General features: G+C 55.3%; 12 protein-coding genes and 2 pseudogenes. 3 read left to right on the forward strand and 11 right to left on the reverse strand.

Translation table 11 applies throughout. The features are described from left to right. Nucleotides 1-83 precede the first annotated feature (83 nt). On the reverse strand, nucleotides 84-656 hold the full coding sequence (mntP, locus tag EPYR_RS17850) for a manganese efflux pump MntP (RefSeq protein ID WP_014539866.1): 573 nt from the start codon (nucleotides 654-656) through the stop codon (nucleotides 84-86). 519 nt (nucleotides 657-1,175) lie between these two features. Continuing rightward, the gene (locus EPYR_RS17855; protein WP_014539867.1) at nucleotides 1,176-2,489 is read right to left on the reverse strand and encodes a M20 family metallopeptidase; all 1,314 of its coding nucleotides are present in this window, start codon (nucleotides 2,487-2,489) and stop codon (nucleotides 1,176-1,178) included. Between the two features lie 231 nt (nucleotides 2,490-2,720). On the opposite strand from EPYR_RS17855, the gene EPYR_RS17860 reads away from it, so the two are divergent. Then, the gene (locus EPYR_RS17860; RefSeq protein WP_014539868.1) at nucleotides 2,721-2,969 is read left to right on the forward strand and encodes a DUF1158 family protein; all 249 of its coding nucleotides are present in this window, start codon (nucleotides 2,721-2,723) and stop codon (nucleotides 2,967-2,969) included. Nucleotides 2,970-3,134: 165 nt separating this feature from the next. On the opposite strand, the pseudogene EPYR_RS17865 reads toward EPYR_RS17860, so the two are convergent. Together EPYR_RS17865 and EPYR_RS21595 are read right to left on the reverse strand one after the other, a co-directional pair. Next, nucleotides 3,135-3,672, reverse strand: a pseudogene (locus EPYR_RS17865) (cation transporting ATPase C-terminal domain-containing protein); the annotation flags it as partial. 9 nt (nucleotides 3,673-3,681) lie between these two features. After that, nucleotides 3,682-3,780 (reverse strand): annotated as a pseudogene (locus tag EPYR_RS21595) (MgtC/SapB family protein); the annotation flags it as partial. A gap of 705 nt (nucleotides 3,781-4,485) precedes the next feature. Here EPYR_RS21595 and EPYR_RS17875 point away from each other — a divergent pair. Continuing rightward, entirely contained in the window at nucleotides 4,486-5,790 is a 1,305-nt protein-coding gene (locus EPYR_RS17875) for an MFS transporter (RefSeq protein ID WP_014539871.1), read from the forward strand. A gap of 81 nt (nucleotides 5,791-5,871) precedes the next feature. Here the strand turns inward: EPYR_RS17875 and EPYR_RS17880 are convergent, their stop codons facing one another. The 5 genes from EPYR_RS17880 to hmsP all read right to left on the reverse strand — a co-directional run bounded on the left by EPYR_RS17880 (nucleotide 5,872) and on the right by hmsP (nucleotide 14,467). Then, entirely contained in the window at nucleotides 5,872-7,926 is a 2,055-nt protein-coding gene (locus tag EPYR_RS17880) for an AsmA family protein (protein ID WP_014539872.1), read from the reverse strand. A gap of 64 nt (nucleotides 7,927-7,990) precedes the next feature. After that, nucleotides 7,991-8,764, reverse strand: coding sequence for a cyclic-guanylate-specific phosphodiesterase (pdeH, locus tag EPYR_RS17885; protein ID WP_015899175.1), 774 nt, complete (start codon nucleotides 8,762-8,764; stop codon nucleotides 7,991-7,993). Nucleotides 8,765-9,239: 475 nt separating this feature from the next. Then, a complete protein-coding gene (locus tag EPYR_RS17890) occupies nucleotides 9,240-10,712 on the reverse strand; it encodes a M16 family metallopeptidase (RefSeq protein WP_014539875.1) in 1,473 nt (490 codons plus the stop codon). Nucleotides 10,713-11,007: 295 nt separating this feature from the next. After that, nucleotides 11,008-12,282 carry a dicarboxylate/amino acid:cation symporter gene (locus EPYR_RS17895; protein WP_015899177.1) on the reverse strand — a complete coding sequence of 425 codons (1,275 nt, stop codon included), beginning with the start codon at nucleotides 12,280-12,282 and terminating at the stop codon, nucleotides 11,008-11,010. 190 nt (nucleotides 12,283-12,472) lie between these two features. After that, the gene (hmsP, locus tag EPYR_RS17900) at nucleotides 12,473-14,467 is read right to left on the reverse strand and encodes a biofilm formation regulator HmsP (protein ID WP_014539877.1); all 1,995 of its coding nucleotides are present in this window, start codon (nucleotides 14,465-14,467) and stop codon (nucleotides 12,473-12,475) included. 333 nt (nucleotides 14,468-14,800) lie between these two features. Here hmsP and bcsE point away from each other — a divergent pair, with 333 nt between their 5' ends. Beyond that, a complete protein-coding gene (gene bcsE / locus EPYR_RS17905; RefSeq protein ID WP_015899178.1) occupies nucleotides 14,801-16,267 on the forward strand; it encodes a cellulose biosynthesis protein BcsE in 1,467 nt (488 codons plus the stop codon). Here bcsE and EPYR_RS17910 read toward each other — a convergent pair. After that, nucleotides 16,254-17,228, reverse strand: coding sequence for a glycosyl hydrolase family 8 (locus tag EPYR_RS17910; protein ID WP_041474072.1), 975 nt, complete (start codon nucleotides 17,226-17,228; stop codon nucleotides 16,254-16,256). The genes bcsE and EPYR_RS17910 overlap by 14 nt on opposite strands. A 35-nt stretch (nucleotides 17,229-17,263) precedes the next feature. Beyond that, nucleotides 17,264-17,731, reverse strand: a complete 468-nt coding sequence (bcsD, locus tag EPYR_RS17915; RefSeq protein ID WP_014539880.1) for a cellulose biosynthesis protein BcsD — start codon at nucleotides 17,729-17,731, stop codon at nucleotides 17,264-17,266.

The raw sequence follows: 17,731 nt of genomic DNA on the forward strand, positions 1-17,731 counted from the left end.
GTTTGCCCGCAGCCATGCCCTATTTTTTATGGCGTATTAACAGCGCCTGTCATCCGGGCAAACAGCCATTGCTGGCGGAAGCCTTAACCCATCAGCCCAAGGTGTTGCACCAGAATGCTGCTGCCGATACCAATCAACACCACACCGCCAAAAATCTCGGCCCATTTGCCCATCACCGGGCCGAGGAAGCGGCCAAGCAGAATACCTGTTGTGGCCATGATCATGGTCGACGCGCCGATGGCCAGCGCGGTGGTAACAATATTGACCTGCAAGAACGCCAGGCCAACGCCAACCGCCATCGCATCAAGACTGGTTGCTACTGCTGTACAGGCCAGCAGCCAGAAACCGTGGCTGTTCGGCGCTTCTTCCGCTTTGCACTCTTTCTTACGTATTCCTTCAGCGATCATACGCGCGCCGAGAATAAACAGCAGTCCAAACGCTACCCAGTGATCCCACGCCATCACATACTGGCTGGCGGCAATACCCATCGCCCAGCCCACCAGCGGGGTCAGTGCTTCAATCACGCCGAAAATCAGCCCGGTGCGCAGAGCTTCTTTCAAAGTCGGACGATGCAGACTGGCCCCTTTACCGATAGCGGCGGCGAAAGCGTCCATCGACATAGCAAAAGCCAGAATCAGGGTTGCATATAGGTTCATTGTATTTATCCCGGTCTGAAGCGACGGGTGCGTTGCAAATCGTTTAAATAATGGCTTAAGTCGGATAAATAACCCTAAGCCAGCTCAAGTGAACGGCATCGTAGCACGGTGCGGGTAATAAAAAAAGACAGTAAAATCATTGGCTTGAGTATAGCATTGGCTATACTTTTTAACGAATGCTATTTCATAAATGCATAACGAAGCGGAAACGCTAAAAGAATGACCGTGTTACACAAAGAGCAGGGTTAAACATCCCTGACGGGATTGGGGGATAATTCGCCGAGTCTGGCTGAATGGCTTTGTGCTTATTTTTACCCGCCGCGCCCTCTCTTCTTGCTGCCAGCGTCACAGCAGGAGCAGGCGATTTGCCCGCCCCCGATTCCGTCCTGAAGCATGCCGCTGGGTGCATGCCCCAGGCAACGGCAGTTTCATCACTAAACCCGAAGCCAGGGTTGTTGGCCAGGACCGGCGGACAGTTCGCCGCCGGTTTCAGTGCTTAACCCTCATGGACACCGCTGCTTACCGAGCCAGATAACGGCTGATAAAGATGGCCGCTCTTTTGCTCGCGACAGGGAGGGAAGCCACTTCCAGCGTCTCATTTAAACCGTGCGCGCCTTTACCCCACGGGCCCAGACCGTCAATACTGGCTGAAACAGTTTGCGCAATGTACGAAACATCTGAACCACCACGTTCAGCCGCCGGCACAGACTTCAGCTGCGGCCCACCCAGCGCGGTGTTGATGGCGCTGAACTGAGCTAACAGCTGCCTGTTGCCATCGGTCTCCGGCATGGCCGGCATGATGTCTTTGAATGTCAACTGGCTGGAGGTAAGCGGTAACGAGGTGCCGGCAATTTCACGCATTTTCTGCTCTGCCTTGTTTTTTTGATCCTCGGAATAAAAACGCAAGTCGCCATGCACCAGAGTTTGTGCGGCAATAACGGTTTTCTTACCGCTGGCGTTACCGGTATTTTGCTGTACATCTTCACTGACCATCTGTCCGCCAAGAATAAGCCCCGGATTAAGCGTTAATCCGGACGCCACGGAGGTCTCTGCAAAGGCCGTCCGAAACGCGTTCAATACCCGCGCAGTTTCATAAATGGCACCATCTCCCGACTCCGGGCCGAATACGGTGGATGAATGGCGTGATTTACCCGTGCTGGAAAGATACCATTCGCTCAATCCTCTTCTGTTTGTCACCAGCTGATCTTCAGCCAGAGAAAACTCGAACCCTAACGCAATATCGCTGCCCTGAGCGGCTTCACGCAGTGCCTGACGTGAGATTTCGGTGGGTTTCGCCGCCTGCTCCTCATCACCGGTAAGCACCACGGTAATATTGGCATTGTTTAATTTACCGGCGTGCTTCAGCGCTTTCAGCGCATATAACAGAGTCACTACGCCACCTTTATCATCGATAACGCCAGGCCCGGTCGCGAATTTTTGATCTGCAGAAAGCGTAAATGACTGAAAGGGACTGTTGATGGGGAAAACCGTATCCAGGTGGCCGATCAGCAGGATCCGCTTCCCCGACCCGCTATGGGTCGCCACTAAACTGCCCGCGTGTTTCATGGTTGCGGGCAGGTCGACCCATTGGGTTTTAAAGCCCATGCTCTCGAACTCAGGCCGCACCATTTCCCCCATTTTTTTCACTCCCTGGCTGTTTTCCGTGCCGCTATTGATATTCACCATGTTCTCTAATAATTTGAGCTGGTCTGCTTTATGCCGATCGATGTAATTGACTAAAGCCTCTTCATGGGTACTCAACGTTGCACTGGCTGCCGGTATGTAGTTGACGCCGGACAGCATTAATAGCAAAAAAAATAATTTAGCTTTCACGTTTCCTCACAAGTTCAATGACTCCGCACCTTACCGACACGTATCAAGCCTGCACGCGTTGACAGGCTCTCCGTCTGGCTGGAAGGCTGCGAATTGAGTTTATTTTTGGCCACGAGCCTGTCTGTTTTAGCCGTGGGGGTTTACAACGGTTGACACTGTAAACATTGAAATTAAGATCGGCAATCGGAGTAGTCGGTTACTGAGCTGGCACTTGATAAATAGGGAATTGCGATGAAAAACCCGTTTGAAACGTTCCTGATGCCAATGGGCACCCTGCTGCTTGGCTTTCTCTCCGCGCTGCTGCTGCCCGCGCCGTGGTTCGGCCTGGCGCTAACGCATAAGCTGGTGGCGGTTTTCCATCTGGAGGATATCGGCCAGCTGTATACGCTGGTGTTTTGCCTGTGGTTTCTGGTACTTGGCGCGCTGGAATATTATGTGATTCGCTTTATCTGGCTACGATTTATCCATCCACAGGAATAGAAAGGGCACGAGGCGGCGAACTGACCGCGTTTCTGCGCCAGTTCGCCCCCTGCCATGCATTCAGCCGCTAAACACCATTGCGACTCCGCTGGCAAAGATGAGCAAGCCGACGAAAAACAGCACGATAGCGGTAACCGCATTATCATGTTTCATCCATTATTCTCCTCAGAACCACTGGCCTAAACGGCGCATATAGAGACGTTTTACGCCCTGAGTCACCAGGCAGTAGCCGAGCAGCGTTGCCAGCAGCCACGGGAAGTAGCTCCACGGCAGCGGCATCAACCCAACGGCGTGACCAAGCGGCGAAAATGGGATAAGAATGCCCAACGCCCTCACCAATCCTGTCATCAGCATCACCGGTAGAGCGGCACGGCTCTGGATAAACGGGATCTTCTGCGTACGCAGCATATGCACCACCAGCGTTTGCGACAGCAGCCCTTCGACAAACCAGCCGGACTGGAATAAGCGTTCATCACTGCAACCGTGCAGGTTGAGATGCTGCGCAAGGATAATCCGATCCTGAGTCAGGGTGCCGGTTTTATCGCTGCACAGCACGTCCATCGCGCCAAAGTTCTGGATGGCGTTCAGCCGTTTATTTACGCTTGGGCAATGCGATGGCTCCCTTTGCCAGGTTTGAGCTGACGATCATCGGCAACATTTCCGGCGTCAGGCCAACGGCCACCGCCAGGGCAAATAGCAGTGCATGGGTGCGCAGTCCGGCCATACGCTGACGCCACTGACGTTCAACACCGATAATCGCCCCCAGCGTCACCGCCAGGGTCAGATGCAGGATAAAAGGGATCCATGCCATTTTCGTTGTCCTCCGACATTGTCGTCTCACGATGGGAATTAAGATGCGCAGCAGCGCACCGCCAGGTCAAAATTCGCGCTGGCAGCCTGGAGGAAACAGGTGATGACGTTGTGGCATGACAAGTGCATGACGCATAAGCAATCCCATTCTGGCCGGAGCCAGTACGTACAGATATCAAATTTCGGGATGCGGCAGCTCAGAAGAGATAAAACATAGCCCGCCGATTTACGGCAGGCTCACAAATGGCGTGCGCCTGCCTGTTATTACGCTTGAGTTACAGGGTGACTGTCCAATTGTGGGCTCCATTTAAGAAAGTGGCGGAATTTTAGCCCCGCCGGCAATGGTTGTTAATATTGACGATCGTCACTTTCGTAAACCGTTTGTCAACACTGAGAGAATAATCTCATTTATGCCGCCCGGAAAATAAGCGCGCTAAACCCGCTAAAAATCGCGCAACATGGCTAATTATTCACCAATTCACAGCATTTATCGCTGACTACTCACTTTTATTTAGCCATTTTGCAGTGATTCACGCCAGAAAAAACTGTTTTACCGCTGCCTTATAGGTGCAAATATGACCTATTGAACATTATCCTCTTTCATACCCTCAGGGCGGCAGAACCTGACGTTGACACCATTGAATGTGGCCTGGCCTGTGGGTAAGATTCTCTGTTCATCATTTACAAACAAATTAAGAACAAATCTATGCAAGCCTCTATCGACGCCACCCCCGTAAACTCACGCGGTAAAGTGATGGTCGCTTCACTGGTCGGAACGGCTATTGAATTTTTCGACTTCTATATTTATGCCACAGCAGCGGTGATCGTTTTTCCGCATATCTTCTTCCCACAAGGTGATACCACCGTCGCCACGCTCCAGTCGCTGGCGACCTTCGCCATTGCCTTTGTGGCGCGTCCGATTGGCTCCGCCTTATTCGGTCACTTTGGCGATCGTGCCGGGCGCAAAGTCACGCTGGTGGCTTCGCTGCTGACGATGGGTATTTCAACCGTTGCTATCGGCCTGCTGCCGGGTTACGCCAGTATTGGCGTGTTCGCCCCGCTGCTGCTGGCGCTGGCGCGTTTTGGTCAGGGACTCGGCCTCGGTGGCGAATGGGGCGGCGCCGCCCTGCTGGCGACCGAAAATGCCCCGGCGAAAAAGCGTGCGCTGTACGGGTCATTCCCGCAACTCGGCGCACCAATCGGCTTCTTCTTTGCCAACGGCACCTTCCTGTTGCTCTCCTGGCTGCTGAGCGACGAACAGTTTATGAACTGGGGATGGCGCGTGCCGTTTATTCTTTCTGCGGTGCTGGTGCTGATTGGTCTGTACGTGCGCGTGTCGCTGCATGAGTCGCCGGTCTTCGCCAAAGTACAAAGAGAGAAAAAACAGGTAAAAGTGCCAATTGGCACCCTGCTGAGCAAGCATCTGGGGACCACCATCATCGGTACTTTTATTATGCTGGCGACCTATACGCTGTTCTACATCATGACCGTCTATTCGATGACTTACGGCACCACGCCCGCGCCCAATGGCTTAGGGATTGCACGTAATACCTTCCTGTGGATGCTGATGTTAGCGGTGATCGGTTTTGGCGTGATGGTGCCGGTTGCCGGACTGCTGGCGGACCGTTTTGGTCGTCGCAAGACGATGATAGTGATTACGCTGTTGATTATCGCTTTCGCGTTGATTTTCCCGTCAATGCTGGGTTCCGGTAATCAGGCGCTGATTATGGCTTTTCTGCTATGCGGCCTGAGCATTATGGGGCTGACCTTTGGCCCAATGGGGGCGCTGCTGCCGGAGCTGTTTCCTACCGAGGTGCGTTATACCGGGGCATCGTTCTCGTATAATCTGTCGTCAATTCTGGGTGCTTCCGTCGCCCCCTATATTGCCACCTGGTTAGCGCACACTTACGGACTGTTCTACGTCGGGATATATCTGGCGGCGATGGCCTGTCTGACGCTGGTGGCGCTCATCTTGTGTAAAGAGACGCGCAGCGCATCGCTGTTTGATTAAAACGGTGTGACTTGAGGGGCAACCGGAAAGGGTTGCCCCTGCCCCTTTTAGTGCTTTTTACCTTTCATCGTGGCCGATTATTTACTTTTTGATCTGCTGTAATACGCGGGTGCACGGGTTCTCATCGTTATCGCTGGGCGAGATCAGCGCCAGTAGCGCGGCGGCCGGAGCCACCACCGTACCCAATGCCAGGGCGGCGGCACCACGAGCCAGCAGCGAACCGGTTTTCACCCCGGCATCCGGGTTTTTAAAGGTGCCGCGCACGTAGAGCGGTGAACGAAGGGTAATAATCCTGATGCCCTTACTCTCCGGGTTAATCGTCAGATCGAGGCGCTCGTTGGCAAAGTTGGTGCTGCCGGTAACATTGATCATCGCGTTTTCGGTATCAAACACCAACAGGCGCGACGAAGCCAGCCCTTGTTTCACCTGCAAATCGGCGGCGGCGCAGTTGATTTTCACTTCGTCATCGCCAAACAGTTTACCCACCACGTAGTTGCCGACGTTAAGGCCGACTATCTCCATCAGGCTGCGGCTGATCAGGCCATCGTTCATCAGCAGTTTCAGAGAGCCGTTGCTGGTGGCAAGCAGTTCCGCCACCGAATTGCCACGCCCGTTCAGACTGGCATCGCCGTTTATCTGGCCAAGCGCACTGCGCATGGCTGCCACGTCGGGGAACAGCTGGCGCAGCTTGAGATGCCGCGCATGCAGATCGACGCGCCCCTGCATCGGCGACCGATCGCCCTGTAAGCGCACGGTGGCATTGAGGCTGCCCCCTGCCATACCAAAACGCAGCGGATCGAGCAGCAGGTCGCCATTTTTTAGGGTTAAATGGGTCGACAGATCGCTCACCGGCAGTGAACTGCTGTGCTCAATGCGCCTGCCACGAAAGCGCACATCCGCATCCATCACCTGCCAGCTTTGCGTATCAAACTTATCGTGTGGCAGTACCCGGCCAGCAGGTTGGGGAGATGTTGCCCCACGTTGCGCCTTCGCTCGTGCCGTTTTCGCGCTGTCTTTACCGGAGTCAACGCCAATCAGCGGGCCGAGGTCAGCCACGCGCAGCTGCAGCGACTCCAGCGTCCCGGTTAGCTCAGGCCGGGGTTTGCCCTGACGGTAGGCGAGCGAGCCGCGAATATCGCTGTCGCCGATATGGCCGTTAAAGTTCTGATAGCGGAATACCGCCCCGTCCGGCTGCTGGAACCGCGCCGTCAGGTGGCCGTCGGTTTCATAGGGAGGCGTTTCCGGCAGCAGCACGCCGGTCAGCCCGTAGAGGTTAGCCAGCGTGTCGCCGGAGAAGCGCAGACGCAGATCCACCCCGCCCAGATTCATCGGGTCCTGCACCGTGCCCGCGATGCGCACGCGAGTGGTGCCATTGTGCACATCGGCCGCAACGGGGAATGGCGTGTTCTGGCTGCGCAGTGACAGCATGCCGCCAATTTTGCCCTCGCCACGTAGCTTTTCATTGTTGTATGTGCCGCTGGCGCGCCAGCCGAAAACAAAGTCGGCCGCGCCTTTTTGCTTATCGTCGCCACCGGCCAGCTGGGCATAAGGCACCGCTTTACCCAGCGGATCGACCACCACCTGCACATCGGCCTTATTTATGGCATCACGATAGCTGACGGTTCCCCGATCGAAAGCGATGCTGTCGAGGCGGAAAGACCACGCAGAGGGTTCCTTACTGGCCTGCTGGTTACCGCTGCCGGCAAGATTAAACGTCCAGTTATTCTTGCCGTCGGCAGTCTGCACCAGCTTAGCCTGCGGCTGCTGCAGTGCGATCCTCGGCAAATAAATCTGCTGACTTAACAGCGCCAGCGGGGAAAGCGTGGCTTCCACCCGTTGCAGGTGAACCATCGTGACATCGGGGACATAGGGCGGGTTGCCCAGCATGATGTCCTGCGCATACACCTGTGGCCAGGGAACCCAACCGTGCCAGCCGGGTTCATTGCGGTTACGCTGCCAGCTCACGCCAAGATCGCCACGGATAGCAAACGGCCGGTTAATCTCCGCCGAAACTTTTCGATTGATAATGGGTTTCAGGCGATTCCAGTCAAAGAGCGCGACCACCGCCACAATGACGACCACCAGCAATAAAAAAATTCCGCCGATCCAACTTATCACTTTTCCCGTTCGCGCCATTCGTGGTTCTCCTGATAGCTATCCGTCTCAGGTCAAAGCATAGTCGAGACGTCAGCACATGCCATCAGGTGAAATGCATTGGCAGGGTATCCAGCAGGTCAATCGGCACCGGGCGGGAAAATAAATAGCCTTGGGCTGCACAGGCGGGGGAGTTACGCACCTGCTCCCACTCTTCCTGAGTTTCGACGCCTTCAACAATCACCCCTTTACAGTAGCGATTGATCAACGCCAGCAGCATCCCGAACAGGTTGCGCCCCTCTTCGCTGGCGCGCAGCAGGATAAACAGCTCGCGCGACAGTTTGATATAGTCATAATTTAGTTCGGTCAGGGCGGAGAAGTTCGCCATGCCGGAGCCAAAATCATCCATCCAGAGAGGCCCCAGTTCCGGCATTTGCGTGGCGATCAGTTCCTGCGGCAGCACATGGTGCTCGACCAGTTCGAAACGCACCCACGGGCAGCGTGCAATCAGCTGGCGCAGCGCGCTGTTCTGCCGGGTAGCTAACAGCGTTGGCCCGTCGATATTGATCGAGGCGACGATGTTAGTGCTGATAAACTTTTTTTCCCACTTGACCAGCGACTCCAGCTGCTCAACGACGATATCCAGGCGCTGCGGAACCTCAAGCGTTGCAAAATAAAGCTCCGGTGATACTGCCAGACTTGGGCCGGTCGGGTGGAACACCGCAGTGAGCAACTCAATTGCCATCAGACTTCCGTTCACCCGATAAATGGGCTGGAAGTGATAGGAACGCTGACACTGCTGCCAGTATTCAGGCTCTTCAGGCTGCTTTTGTTTAACCATTGAGGAAGGAAGCCGGTGGCCGAGAGTATTCAGCGCCATCGATGTGATCCTTTGTCTGTGAGAACGCCTTAATGCGGCATCCCGTGTTGCAAGTATCGGCAACGTCCTGGATAACTTCAGCTATGCCGCCACGTTAAGCAGGGCAATAGTAACAAAGCGGCGCACTTTTCAATCGCCAAAACAGGTGCGCCTTAGGCCGTTTCATCCGCAATTGGCGAAAGCGGGATCCACACGTTGATGGTACTGAAAACCTGTTTGAATTTAGCGACGGGTTATTCCGGGGGCAATGATGGCTGGCTGGAGTCAACGCCAGTTCAGCAAGGTTAACCCGTCGCCAGGCTGAAGACATCCCCCGGCAACGGGGCTGGCTTGAAGCATAGCGGCGGCGGGCGTCTGAGCTTGGAACAGGCGGTTCAGGTTAATGCGCTGGCGAGGTTTTTAGCTAAATGGGGTACGGGGAGATCATCCGGTGCATCAGGGCAGCCGCCGACGGCGGCCGCCTCTGGACAGGCGTTCAGGATGCAGGCACGGTGTTTTCCCCGGCAGCGGACGCCGCCGGGGAAGTCACCACAGGCGTCATCATCTTCTGCCAGCTTTCCTGCAATAGCTTCACGTTAGTTTCCGCTTCGCCCTGAGGCTGCATCAGCACCATGGTCATATCTTGCGTCAGCTGCTGGCGCAGCTCCTGATTGAGCATATCCAGCGTCATACCGGACAGGAACGTCTGGCGCAGCTTCTGATACTGTTCCGGGGCGATATCCACCACCGCATTTTGCTGCGAACGCAGACGCTGGCTCATCAGCGCGCTGGTATCGGTACGCGCATAGGTCGCAAACAGCTTGCTCAGTTCGGCATTTTTCTGCGCCATCAGCGCGTCGAACTCCGGCTGCGTCAGTCCCTTATCACGCACGATAGCCATCTCTTTTGCCATCAGTGCAAGATTGTCGTTCAGTGCCGCGTTGTTCGCGTCCATATTGATGGCACACTGGGCGCGCTGATACAGCACCCGACAGTCGAAGCTAACCTGCATACCCGGCGTTTTTTGGTCGCTCAACGCTCTTTGAACGTGCCAGAACAGCGCTTCACGCGCCAGATCGCTCTGCCAGTAACGCAACAGGCTGGCCGATTCGCGGATTGGCTTCCACGGGTTATCCCATACCAGCGAAAGACGATCCTGGCTGATGGCATTGTTAACCAAATTAACCGGCTGCTGCAGTAAAGGAGAGAGGGTTGGCATCGCGGCTGGCTGGTCACGTTTGCCGTCCAGCGGGGAGAAAATTTTATTGATCTGCTCCACCAAACTACGGCTATCGACGTTGCCTACCACAAACAGCGTCATTGCATCCGGCGTGTACCACTGCTTATAAAAGGCGTTGAGCTGGGCCAGGTCGACCGGCCGTTTCACGGCGGCAGCGGGATCGTGCGCCAGCATGGCGGAGCCTTTCAGACGATAGCGCCACCAGACATCCTGTGGGTTGCCCGGCCACGTCGCGCCAGGGTCATCGGCATCGATAGCCGTGTCCACCACCTGCTGATTAATGGTCATTTTGCCTGCGGTTGCCGCCAGCCAGCTGAGTGCTTCTTTTAGCACTTCCGGGCGATTATTAGGCAAACTGAGGTTATACGACGTGAAGTCGTACGAGGTGATGACCGGCGGATGTGGATGCTGCGGGTCGATGCTCTGCTGCCAAAGCGAGCGCTGCTGCGCGGGATCCAGACGGGCGTTGTGCACCAGCGACAGGCGCGGTAAAAGATGGCTGTAGCCTTGCTGTTGCGCACTTTCCGCCATCGTTCCGGTGTTCACTATCAGGCGGATCTCAACGCGGTCAATGGGCCGCTGAGGCGTGGTTAGCAGCTGCCAACTGAAACCATTTTCCAGTTTTCCCTGCTGCCAGGCGGGATCGGGTTGCAGCGTTTCTGCCTGCGCCATACCCGCTGCTGCCAGCCATATTCCCCCAACCAATAGACGAATTCTGGTGTCCTGCATGTGAACCCCTAATGAATCACTAACTCAAAAAAATAACTGGTGAGCTACGGCCTGCTGCAATCACGCGATGAGCTATCCGTTCAGTTTCCTGTGACTCGCATTATCTGGCTATAACTTCGCAAAGCCGCTGTTTTTTAAGGAACAGCTTCTTAGACCACGCATCGACAAGGATGTCACACAGCGCCATGAAATTTCTTAAAACAGATGGGGTTATTATGCAAATGCCCGCCGTGAGGGCAAGTCACGGCGGGCATTTGTGGCCATTTTTCACAAATTAACTCAAGGTTAGCGGATTTCAGGTGGTTTTTACCTCTTTTTTTCCTTTGTTAAGCGTCTCTGTTAGCTGCTTCTCATCGAGCTGGCCAACCCACTTAGCCACCACCACGGTCGCCACGCCGTTACCGATCAGATTGGTCAACGCACGAGCTTCGGACATAAAACGGTCAATGCCGAGGATCAGCGCAAGCCCCGCCACCGGCAGATGACCGACCGCAGACAGCGTCGCCGCCAGCACGATAAAACCGCTGCCGGTCACGCCCGCAGCGCCTTTCGACGAGAGCAGCAGCACCACCAGCAGGGTTACCTGGTGCCAGATATCCATATGGCTGTTGGTTGCCTGGGCGATAAACACCGCCGCCATGGTCAGATAAATCGAGGTGCCGTCAAGGTTGAAAGAGTACCCGGTGGGGATAACCAAACCCACCACCGATTTCTGACATCCCAGATTCTCCATCTTAGCCAGCATACGCGGCAACGCGGACTCCGATGAGGACGTGCCGAGGACGATCAGCAGCTCTTCTTTGATATAGGCGATAAATTTGAAGATGTTAAAGCCAACCACGCGTGCAATCACCCCAAGCACCAGCACGACAAACAGCACACAGGTGATATAGAAGCAGATAATCAGCTGGCCAAGTTGCACCAGCGATCCGACGCCGTATTTACCAATGGTGAAAGCCATCGCGCCGAAGGCACCGATCGGAGCCAGACGCATAACCATGCTGATGATGCCGAAAATGACGTGGGAGAAGCTGTCGATAAAGTTAAATACCAGCGTGCCTTTATCGCCCATACGATGCAGCGCAAAGCCGAACAGGATGGCGAACAGCAGAACCTGCAGAATATTGCCGCCGGCAAACGCGCCAATGACGCTGGCGGGAATGACATCCAGCAGAAATGCGACAACGCCCTGCTGCTCCGCCTGCTGGGCATACATCGCCACCGCTTTAGCATCCAGCGTGGCCGGGTCAACGTTCATACCCGCACCGGGTTGCAGCACGTTGACCACCACCAGCCCGATAATCAGGGCAAGGGTGCTGACCACTTCGAAATAGAGCAGCGCCACCGCACCGGTACGCCCGACAGCTTTCATACTTTCCATACCGGCAATCCCGGTCACAACGGTACAGAAAATCACCGGAGCAATAATCATTTTGATAAGCTTAACGAAAGCGTCACCCAGCGGCTTCATCTGCGCGCCCAGTTCAGGGTAAAAATGGCCCAGCAGTACGCCGATAGCGATAGCAGTCAATACCTGGAAATAAAGGCTTTTAAACAGAGAGGTTTTCATCGGATTTTCTTGAACCACTTTAGTTATTATCAGAGGGAAGATAACGCGAAAGTAACACCGGATTAACAGGATAGATATATGGCGCGCGGGGCGGATGCCACAGATAACTCATTTTTATGAGCTGAATCACTTCAGTTCGATCTTGTGAAACTAAAGTAAGTCAGTGCGCGAGCCAAGCCCGGCGCGTCGGTCAGAGACTGGCCAGATAGCGCTGATTAAACTGCGGCAGCGGCAGCGCTCCCGCATAGAGATACCCCTGGCCGAAGTGGATCCCGCAGGCCAGCAGCCGCGCGCGTTGCTCATCGGTTTCGACGCCTTCAGCAATCACGTCCAGCGTAACGATCTCGGCAATCGCCGCAATGATACGTACCATGGTGTCATCATAGGGCAGCACCGTCACAAAGCTACGATCCATCTTCAGCTTGCCTATTGGCAGGGTTTTAAACTGATTCAGCCAGTTAAGGTTGGCATAACCCATGCCGAAATCATCCAGCGCGACGGCCACGCCGGTTTTTTGCAGCTCCTGCAACAACAGCAGTGCCTGTTCTGGCTCGCCGATCTGGGCGGTTTCGGTGATTTCTAATACCAGGCTACCGGGACGGATCCCATAGCGCTGGATCAGGGCCTGCAAATGGGTCACCATCGCCGCTTCGCGCAGCTGGATGGCGGACAGGTTGACGCTCAGCGTCAGCTCACAGCCGCGCTGTTGCCAGTGCGCCAGGATGCGGCAGGATTCTTCAAATACCCAGCGCCCGAGGGGGCCTATCACGCCAATTTCTTCGGCATTGGCGATGAGATCCTCCGGCAGTGACCAGCTACCATCGTTCTGGCGCATGCGCAGCAGTGCTTCGGCACCCACCAGCTGACCGCTGCGCATATCGACCTGCGGCTGCAGCCACAGCGCAAACTTTTCCTCTGCCAGCCCCTGTAAAATGTCATGCTCTTGCGTCAGCCGCTTCTGCGCCCGCTCGGCCAGCACCACATCAAAAAACAGGATCTGATTTTTGCCCTGATGACGCGCCGACATCATCGCCGAGACGGCGCGCGCCAGCAGTTCGGACGCGCTAAAGCCCGCTTCACGCTGCGCTATGCCGATGCTGACGATAGGCCGTAGCTGCATGTGCTGGAGCAGCACCGGCTGATTGAGCTTCAGCATCAGGTTACGCGCCAGCCGCAGCGCGCGGAAGGGATTGTTGGCGCGCTTGATCAGCAAAGCAAAATCGCCGACCGACAGCTGCGCCAGAACCGTACGCTCATCAATGCAGCTGCGAATTTTGCTCACCAACGTCAGCAGCAGGGCATTGCGCCGCTCGTCAGTCACCAGGCCATTCGTTTCCAACAGCGTTTCAATACGCAGCACCATCACCATAAACACACCGGTGCTACTGATCGCGCGCAGATGCTGTTCCAGCATGGCCAGGAATAGGGTTTGGTTCGGCAGATCGGTCAAGGTAAAACGGGTACTCTGACGGCTCATCTCATCATGCATGGCGCACAGCATCTGCTGATTGCGGTTATAGTTGCGGATAAGCAGACCTATCTCATCATTACGATGATACTTAGGCAGCAATAGCTGGTGGTTAATCGCCTGCTGCGGCGTGAGATCTTGCAGGGCGTTGGCGATGTTGCGCAGCGGCCGCACTATCAGGCGGTTGATACACCAGCTGATTGAGACTGACAGGATCAGCGCCAGTAGCAGATAGGCGGTGACCATCGTCGATACAGCACTGAGAATAAACTGATAAACACGCCACGAATCCGCCTGCAAAACCAGAAATGCCAGCGGTTTCGGGTTAGAAGGTTCCACCGAATAGAGCGGGACGGTAATCTGCACCGGCAGTTCAAACAGCCGGGCAATAAAGTGCGGGATCGGCTTCTCTGCGGCAAATTCGGTATGCAGCGCCTGTAATCCGTTGGGCAATAACACTTCTGCCCGCGCAAGGATCCCCGCCGGGCGCAGCGAGTTAAGGATAAATTCAGCTTGCGGTATATCCGCTTTCAGTACCGCCTGTGACAAGGGCTGACGCACGGTATACGCCACGTTCTCCATCTGCTGGGCATAGTCAATTCTGCGCTGCTGCACAAAATGAAAAAGCTGGATAACGATAAAGATACAAATGGTGACCAGCGCAACGCTGGAAATGGTCGCCATTTGCTTAATCTTTAATGAACGGCTGACGCGCAAGCAAACTCTCCGAAGCGCTGAATGGGTTTTTCAGTGCATTTAAGGCAAAAACAACCCTGAGTATATCCTAAGGTAACAACTTGTTAAGTTACCACGCAACGCCCGCCGTCGTTTAAGTGTTTTCCTAAACGAAACGATGAGCAGGCGAACACCGCCGCGCGGTCGGCTCGGAGCTAAGTCATGCCTCAGGACGTTCGGTGTTACAGATGAAAAGGTGATAAATGATCCGCTGGCGCGTTTTAAGCAGTGATGTATATTGAATGAATAATCACTGGTGCTGAAATTTCATTCAGATCGGTTCTCCCCCAAATGATACCCGGTGCGCATAACGTTATGACGACGTCATTTACCTTAGGTCTTGAACAGGTTCAAAATGAATTAGTGCTGATGAAAGCTCCGGGGTGCTATTGGGTGATGGTCGACCGGCAGCAGGATGCACGCCTGCTGGTGCGTCAAACCCTCGCTGCGCACACGGCAATCACCCTGATAAGTCGCGCTGCCGGGGCAAACGAAGTTTTACTGCCGCCGGTCGATGCCGGCGCGTGCGATCGTATCTCATTGTTTTCTTTATCAGAGGCGCCGGATGCGCTGAACGATCTGACCCAATATTTATCGCGTCGACCCGACGATAATCCGGGACTTATTCTATTCTGTGCCGCGTTAAGTACATGGAATAATCTGTCCGGAGACGAACTCACCCAATGGCTGCAGGAGATGCAGCAGCGGTTAGCCCGTAAACAATTAACCCTGCTGGTCATTACCGAGGGGGGCGGGGTTGATGTCGCGCAGCATCATTTGCATGCGTGCTACCGCCACTTAGCAGGGTTATCCCACCTGTCATGGCAGCAGGGAAGCTGGCATTACCGCGTTCACTGGTGGTGTCATAGCGGCCGCTGGCTGGCCGACCGCCTGCTGTCTCTTGACGTACAGCAGGGGGTTTTCACTCAGATTGCTCCAGCCCAGCAAGACGCCCGCTCAGAATGGCACGACGAAAACCTGTATCTGGTGGAAAAAAACGTGCTGGGAGGCGCGCCATTGCCAACGGTAGCCTGGACACTGTTTGAGGATAACGGCCAATTGACCCAACGTGCGCAGCAGGCCAGCAGTGCTACCGTGGTATTTAACCTGCAACATCATCACCAGATTGAAACACTGGCAGGTGATATTCACCAACTGCGGCGTACGCGCGGCAGCAGGCTAAAAATTGCGGTGCGTGAAATGCAGCAGGCGCTGCGCCACAGCGACGAACGCCTGCTGCTGGCCTGCGGCGTCAATACTATTGTGCCGCTCAACGTACCAACATCGCGCTGTCTGGCTGCCCTTGAAGGGGTGCAGGGGCAGGTTTATAACCGCCACGTACCGGCCGAATTCGCCGTACTGCTGAAATCCATGCAGCAGGTACAAGATAAAGGCTACCTGCCATTAACACAGTTCTGCCATGCGGTAACGCGCATGATCAACAACCGCCTGCTGCCGGAAAACGGCAAAGGTTTGCTGGTCGCTCTAAGTCCGGTAGCAACCCTGAGCGCGCAGCAGGCGCTGATGCTGTGCAGGCCAAGACGCTTTGGCGATCTGGTCACGCACACCGCAGATTGCCTGTACCTGTTCCTCTCTTTCTGCCACCACAGCTACCTGGAAACCGCACTAAAGTTTATCTTCCCCCGGCCTGCCGGGGAAATCTTCATCGACCGCCAGGTGTGGTTCGAAGATTTGCTCGTCTGCGCTGCATTGCAACACATCGCCTGCAGGGGCGCAGATCCGGTCTCCGCCCGACCTTCCGCCCCCCTTAGCGGTCTTTAAACGCCAGCCAGGTTAACAGGTGCAGGCTTGATGAGTAATAGTCTTCACTGGCACCCGGTGATCCATTGAGATACCCGGTATCACCCAGGGTTAAATCACGCACCGCCAGCAGGCCGCCTGCCATATTGTAGGGGGCTTTATCGTTGCTTAGCACGTCTACCCATGCCGGGGTTTGCAGGCGCTGGAAACCGGCCCAGAAACGCTGGAAAGGCACCAGCCCGGAAGACGTGGCGTCGTACCAGTGCAGGTACAACGGAATACGGATGGCATCATAACTAAATCGCGGTGGCCAGGCGGTAGCCGGAGCCAGCGAGCCGTCAGCGTTCATTGCCACCCAGTCCAGCGGCAAAGCGCTATCGCCAAAACGCATCTCCTTGAGCAACGCCTGCCCGTCGCCGATCAGCTGCTCCCACACCTTTAAATGACTGCGCCGGGCAAAATCACGCCACGCCGGGAAGACAAAATAGGACGGGTTCAGCACCACGTAGCTGGTTTTATTAAAGCCCTGCGCGCCGGGAAGCATCACGGTGCGACCGCCAAAGGCAATCACGTTATGCGCCACAATAGCCCTCTGGATCAGGTCTGACTGCTGCAACCAGGCGGAAACCTGCCACTTTTCCCCCGCTTTCAGCAGCGCCCAGGCAATCAGTACATCCCCGTCGGCGGCGTTATTTTTATCGCTAATCGGGTCGCGGACTGCAGGGTTGTATTTCCAGTAAAACAGGCCGTTCTTCGGGTTACTTAGATTGTTCTGTGTCCAGTGCCACAGCTTGTCAAAGCCGCTGCGGTCGTTGTAGTAAACCGCCATCAGCATGGCATATCCCTGGCCTTCGGTGTGGCTGACGTTCTGATTGCCCGTATCCTGAATACGACCATCGCTGGTCATAAAGCGCGTTTTAAAGCTGCTCCAGCCATCTGCGGCAGTCGCCTGAGACAGGCCCAGTATAAGCACCAACAGCATGAAGCCAGCCCTGACTATTGCCATCCTGGTATTCCTCAAACCTGATAACGAAAACGGAGCGAACAGTCACCGGTCTCTTCAACGTTCAGCCCGACCCGTTCGCTGCCCCCCTGACCACGCAGCCAGCGGGCATAAAGCCCGAGCAGCACCGCGCCCATCGCCAGACGCCATTGCCGATGCGGCATAACGCCGTCACCCGCTGGCAGCGCGCTATGATCGATAACCATCGCGCCGTCATACGCTTGCAGACAGACAAAGCCCCAGTTAAAACGATCCAGCACCTTATTGATATTCTCTTCCAGATCGGCCACGGTGCGCGCTTTATCCAGCGGATAACGTCCGGCCAGCTTGTCGCCCATCTGGCGCAAAAATGCCTGACTTTCCTGCTCGCCGGCATTATCCAGCATGCCGCCTACCATCAGGTTCACCAGATCAAACCAGCCGGGCTGAGACTGACGTTGCCGGTGATATTGTAGCGTACGTTCCTGGAGTAACTGACTCAT

The sequence above is a fragment of the Erwinia pyrifoliae DSM 12163 genome (assembly GCF_000026985.1).
Lineage (GTDB): Bacteria > Pseudomonadota > Gammaproteobacteria > Enterobacterales > Enterobacteriaceae > Erwinia > Erwinia pyrifoliae.

Bases quoted from the DNA above. Each gene is read 5' to 3' on its own strand.
- mntP (WP_014539866.1), bottom strand. From the start codon at position 656: ATGAACCTATATGCAACCCTGATTCTGGCTTTTGCTATGTCGATGGAC.
- EPYR_RS17860 (WP_014539868.1), top strand. From the start codon at position 2,721: ATGAAAAACCCGTTTGAAACGTTCCTGATGCCAATGGGCACCCTGCTG.
- EPYR_RS17875 (WP_014539871.1), top strand. From the start codon at position 4,486: ATGCAAGCCTCTATCGACGCCACCCCCGTAAACTCACGCGGTAAAGTG.
- EPYR_RS17880 (WP_014539872.1), bottom strand. From the start codon at position 7,926: ATGGCGCGAACGGGAAAAGTGATAAGTTGGATCGGCGGAATTTTTTTA.
- pdeH (WP_015899175.1), bottom strand. From the start codon at position 8,764: ATGGCGCTGAATACTCTCGGCCACCGGCTTCCTTCCTCAATGGTTAAA.
- EPYR_RS17890 (WP_014539875.1), bottom strand. From the start codon at position 10,712: ATGCAGGACACCAGAATTCGTCTATTGGTTGGGGGAATATGGCTGGCA.
- EPYR_RS17895 (WP_015899177.1), bottom strand. From the start codon at position 12,282: ATGAAAACCTCTCTGTTTAAAAGCCTTTATTTCCAGGTATTGACTGCT.
- bcsE (WP_015899178.1), top strand. From the start codon at position 14,801: ATGACGACGTCATTTACCTTAGGTCTTGAACAGGTTCAAAATGAATTA.
- EPYR_RS17910 (WP_041474072.1), bottom strand. From the start codon at position 17,228: ATGCTGTTGGTGCTTATACTGGGCCTGTCTCAGGCGACTGCCGCAGAT.
- bcsD (WP_014539880.1), bottom strand. From the start codon at position 17,731: ATGAGTCAGTTACTCCAGGAACGTACGCTACAATATCACCGGCAACGT.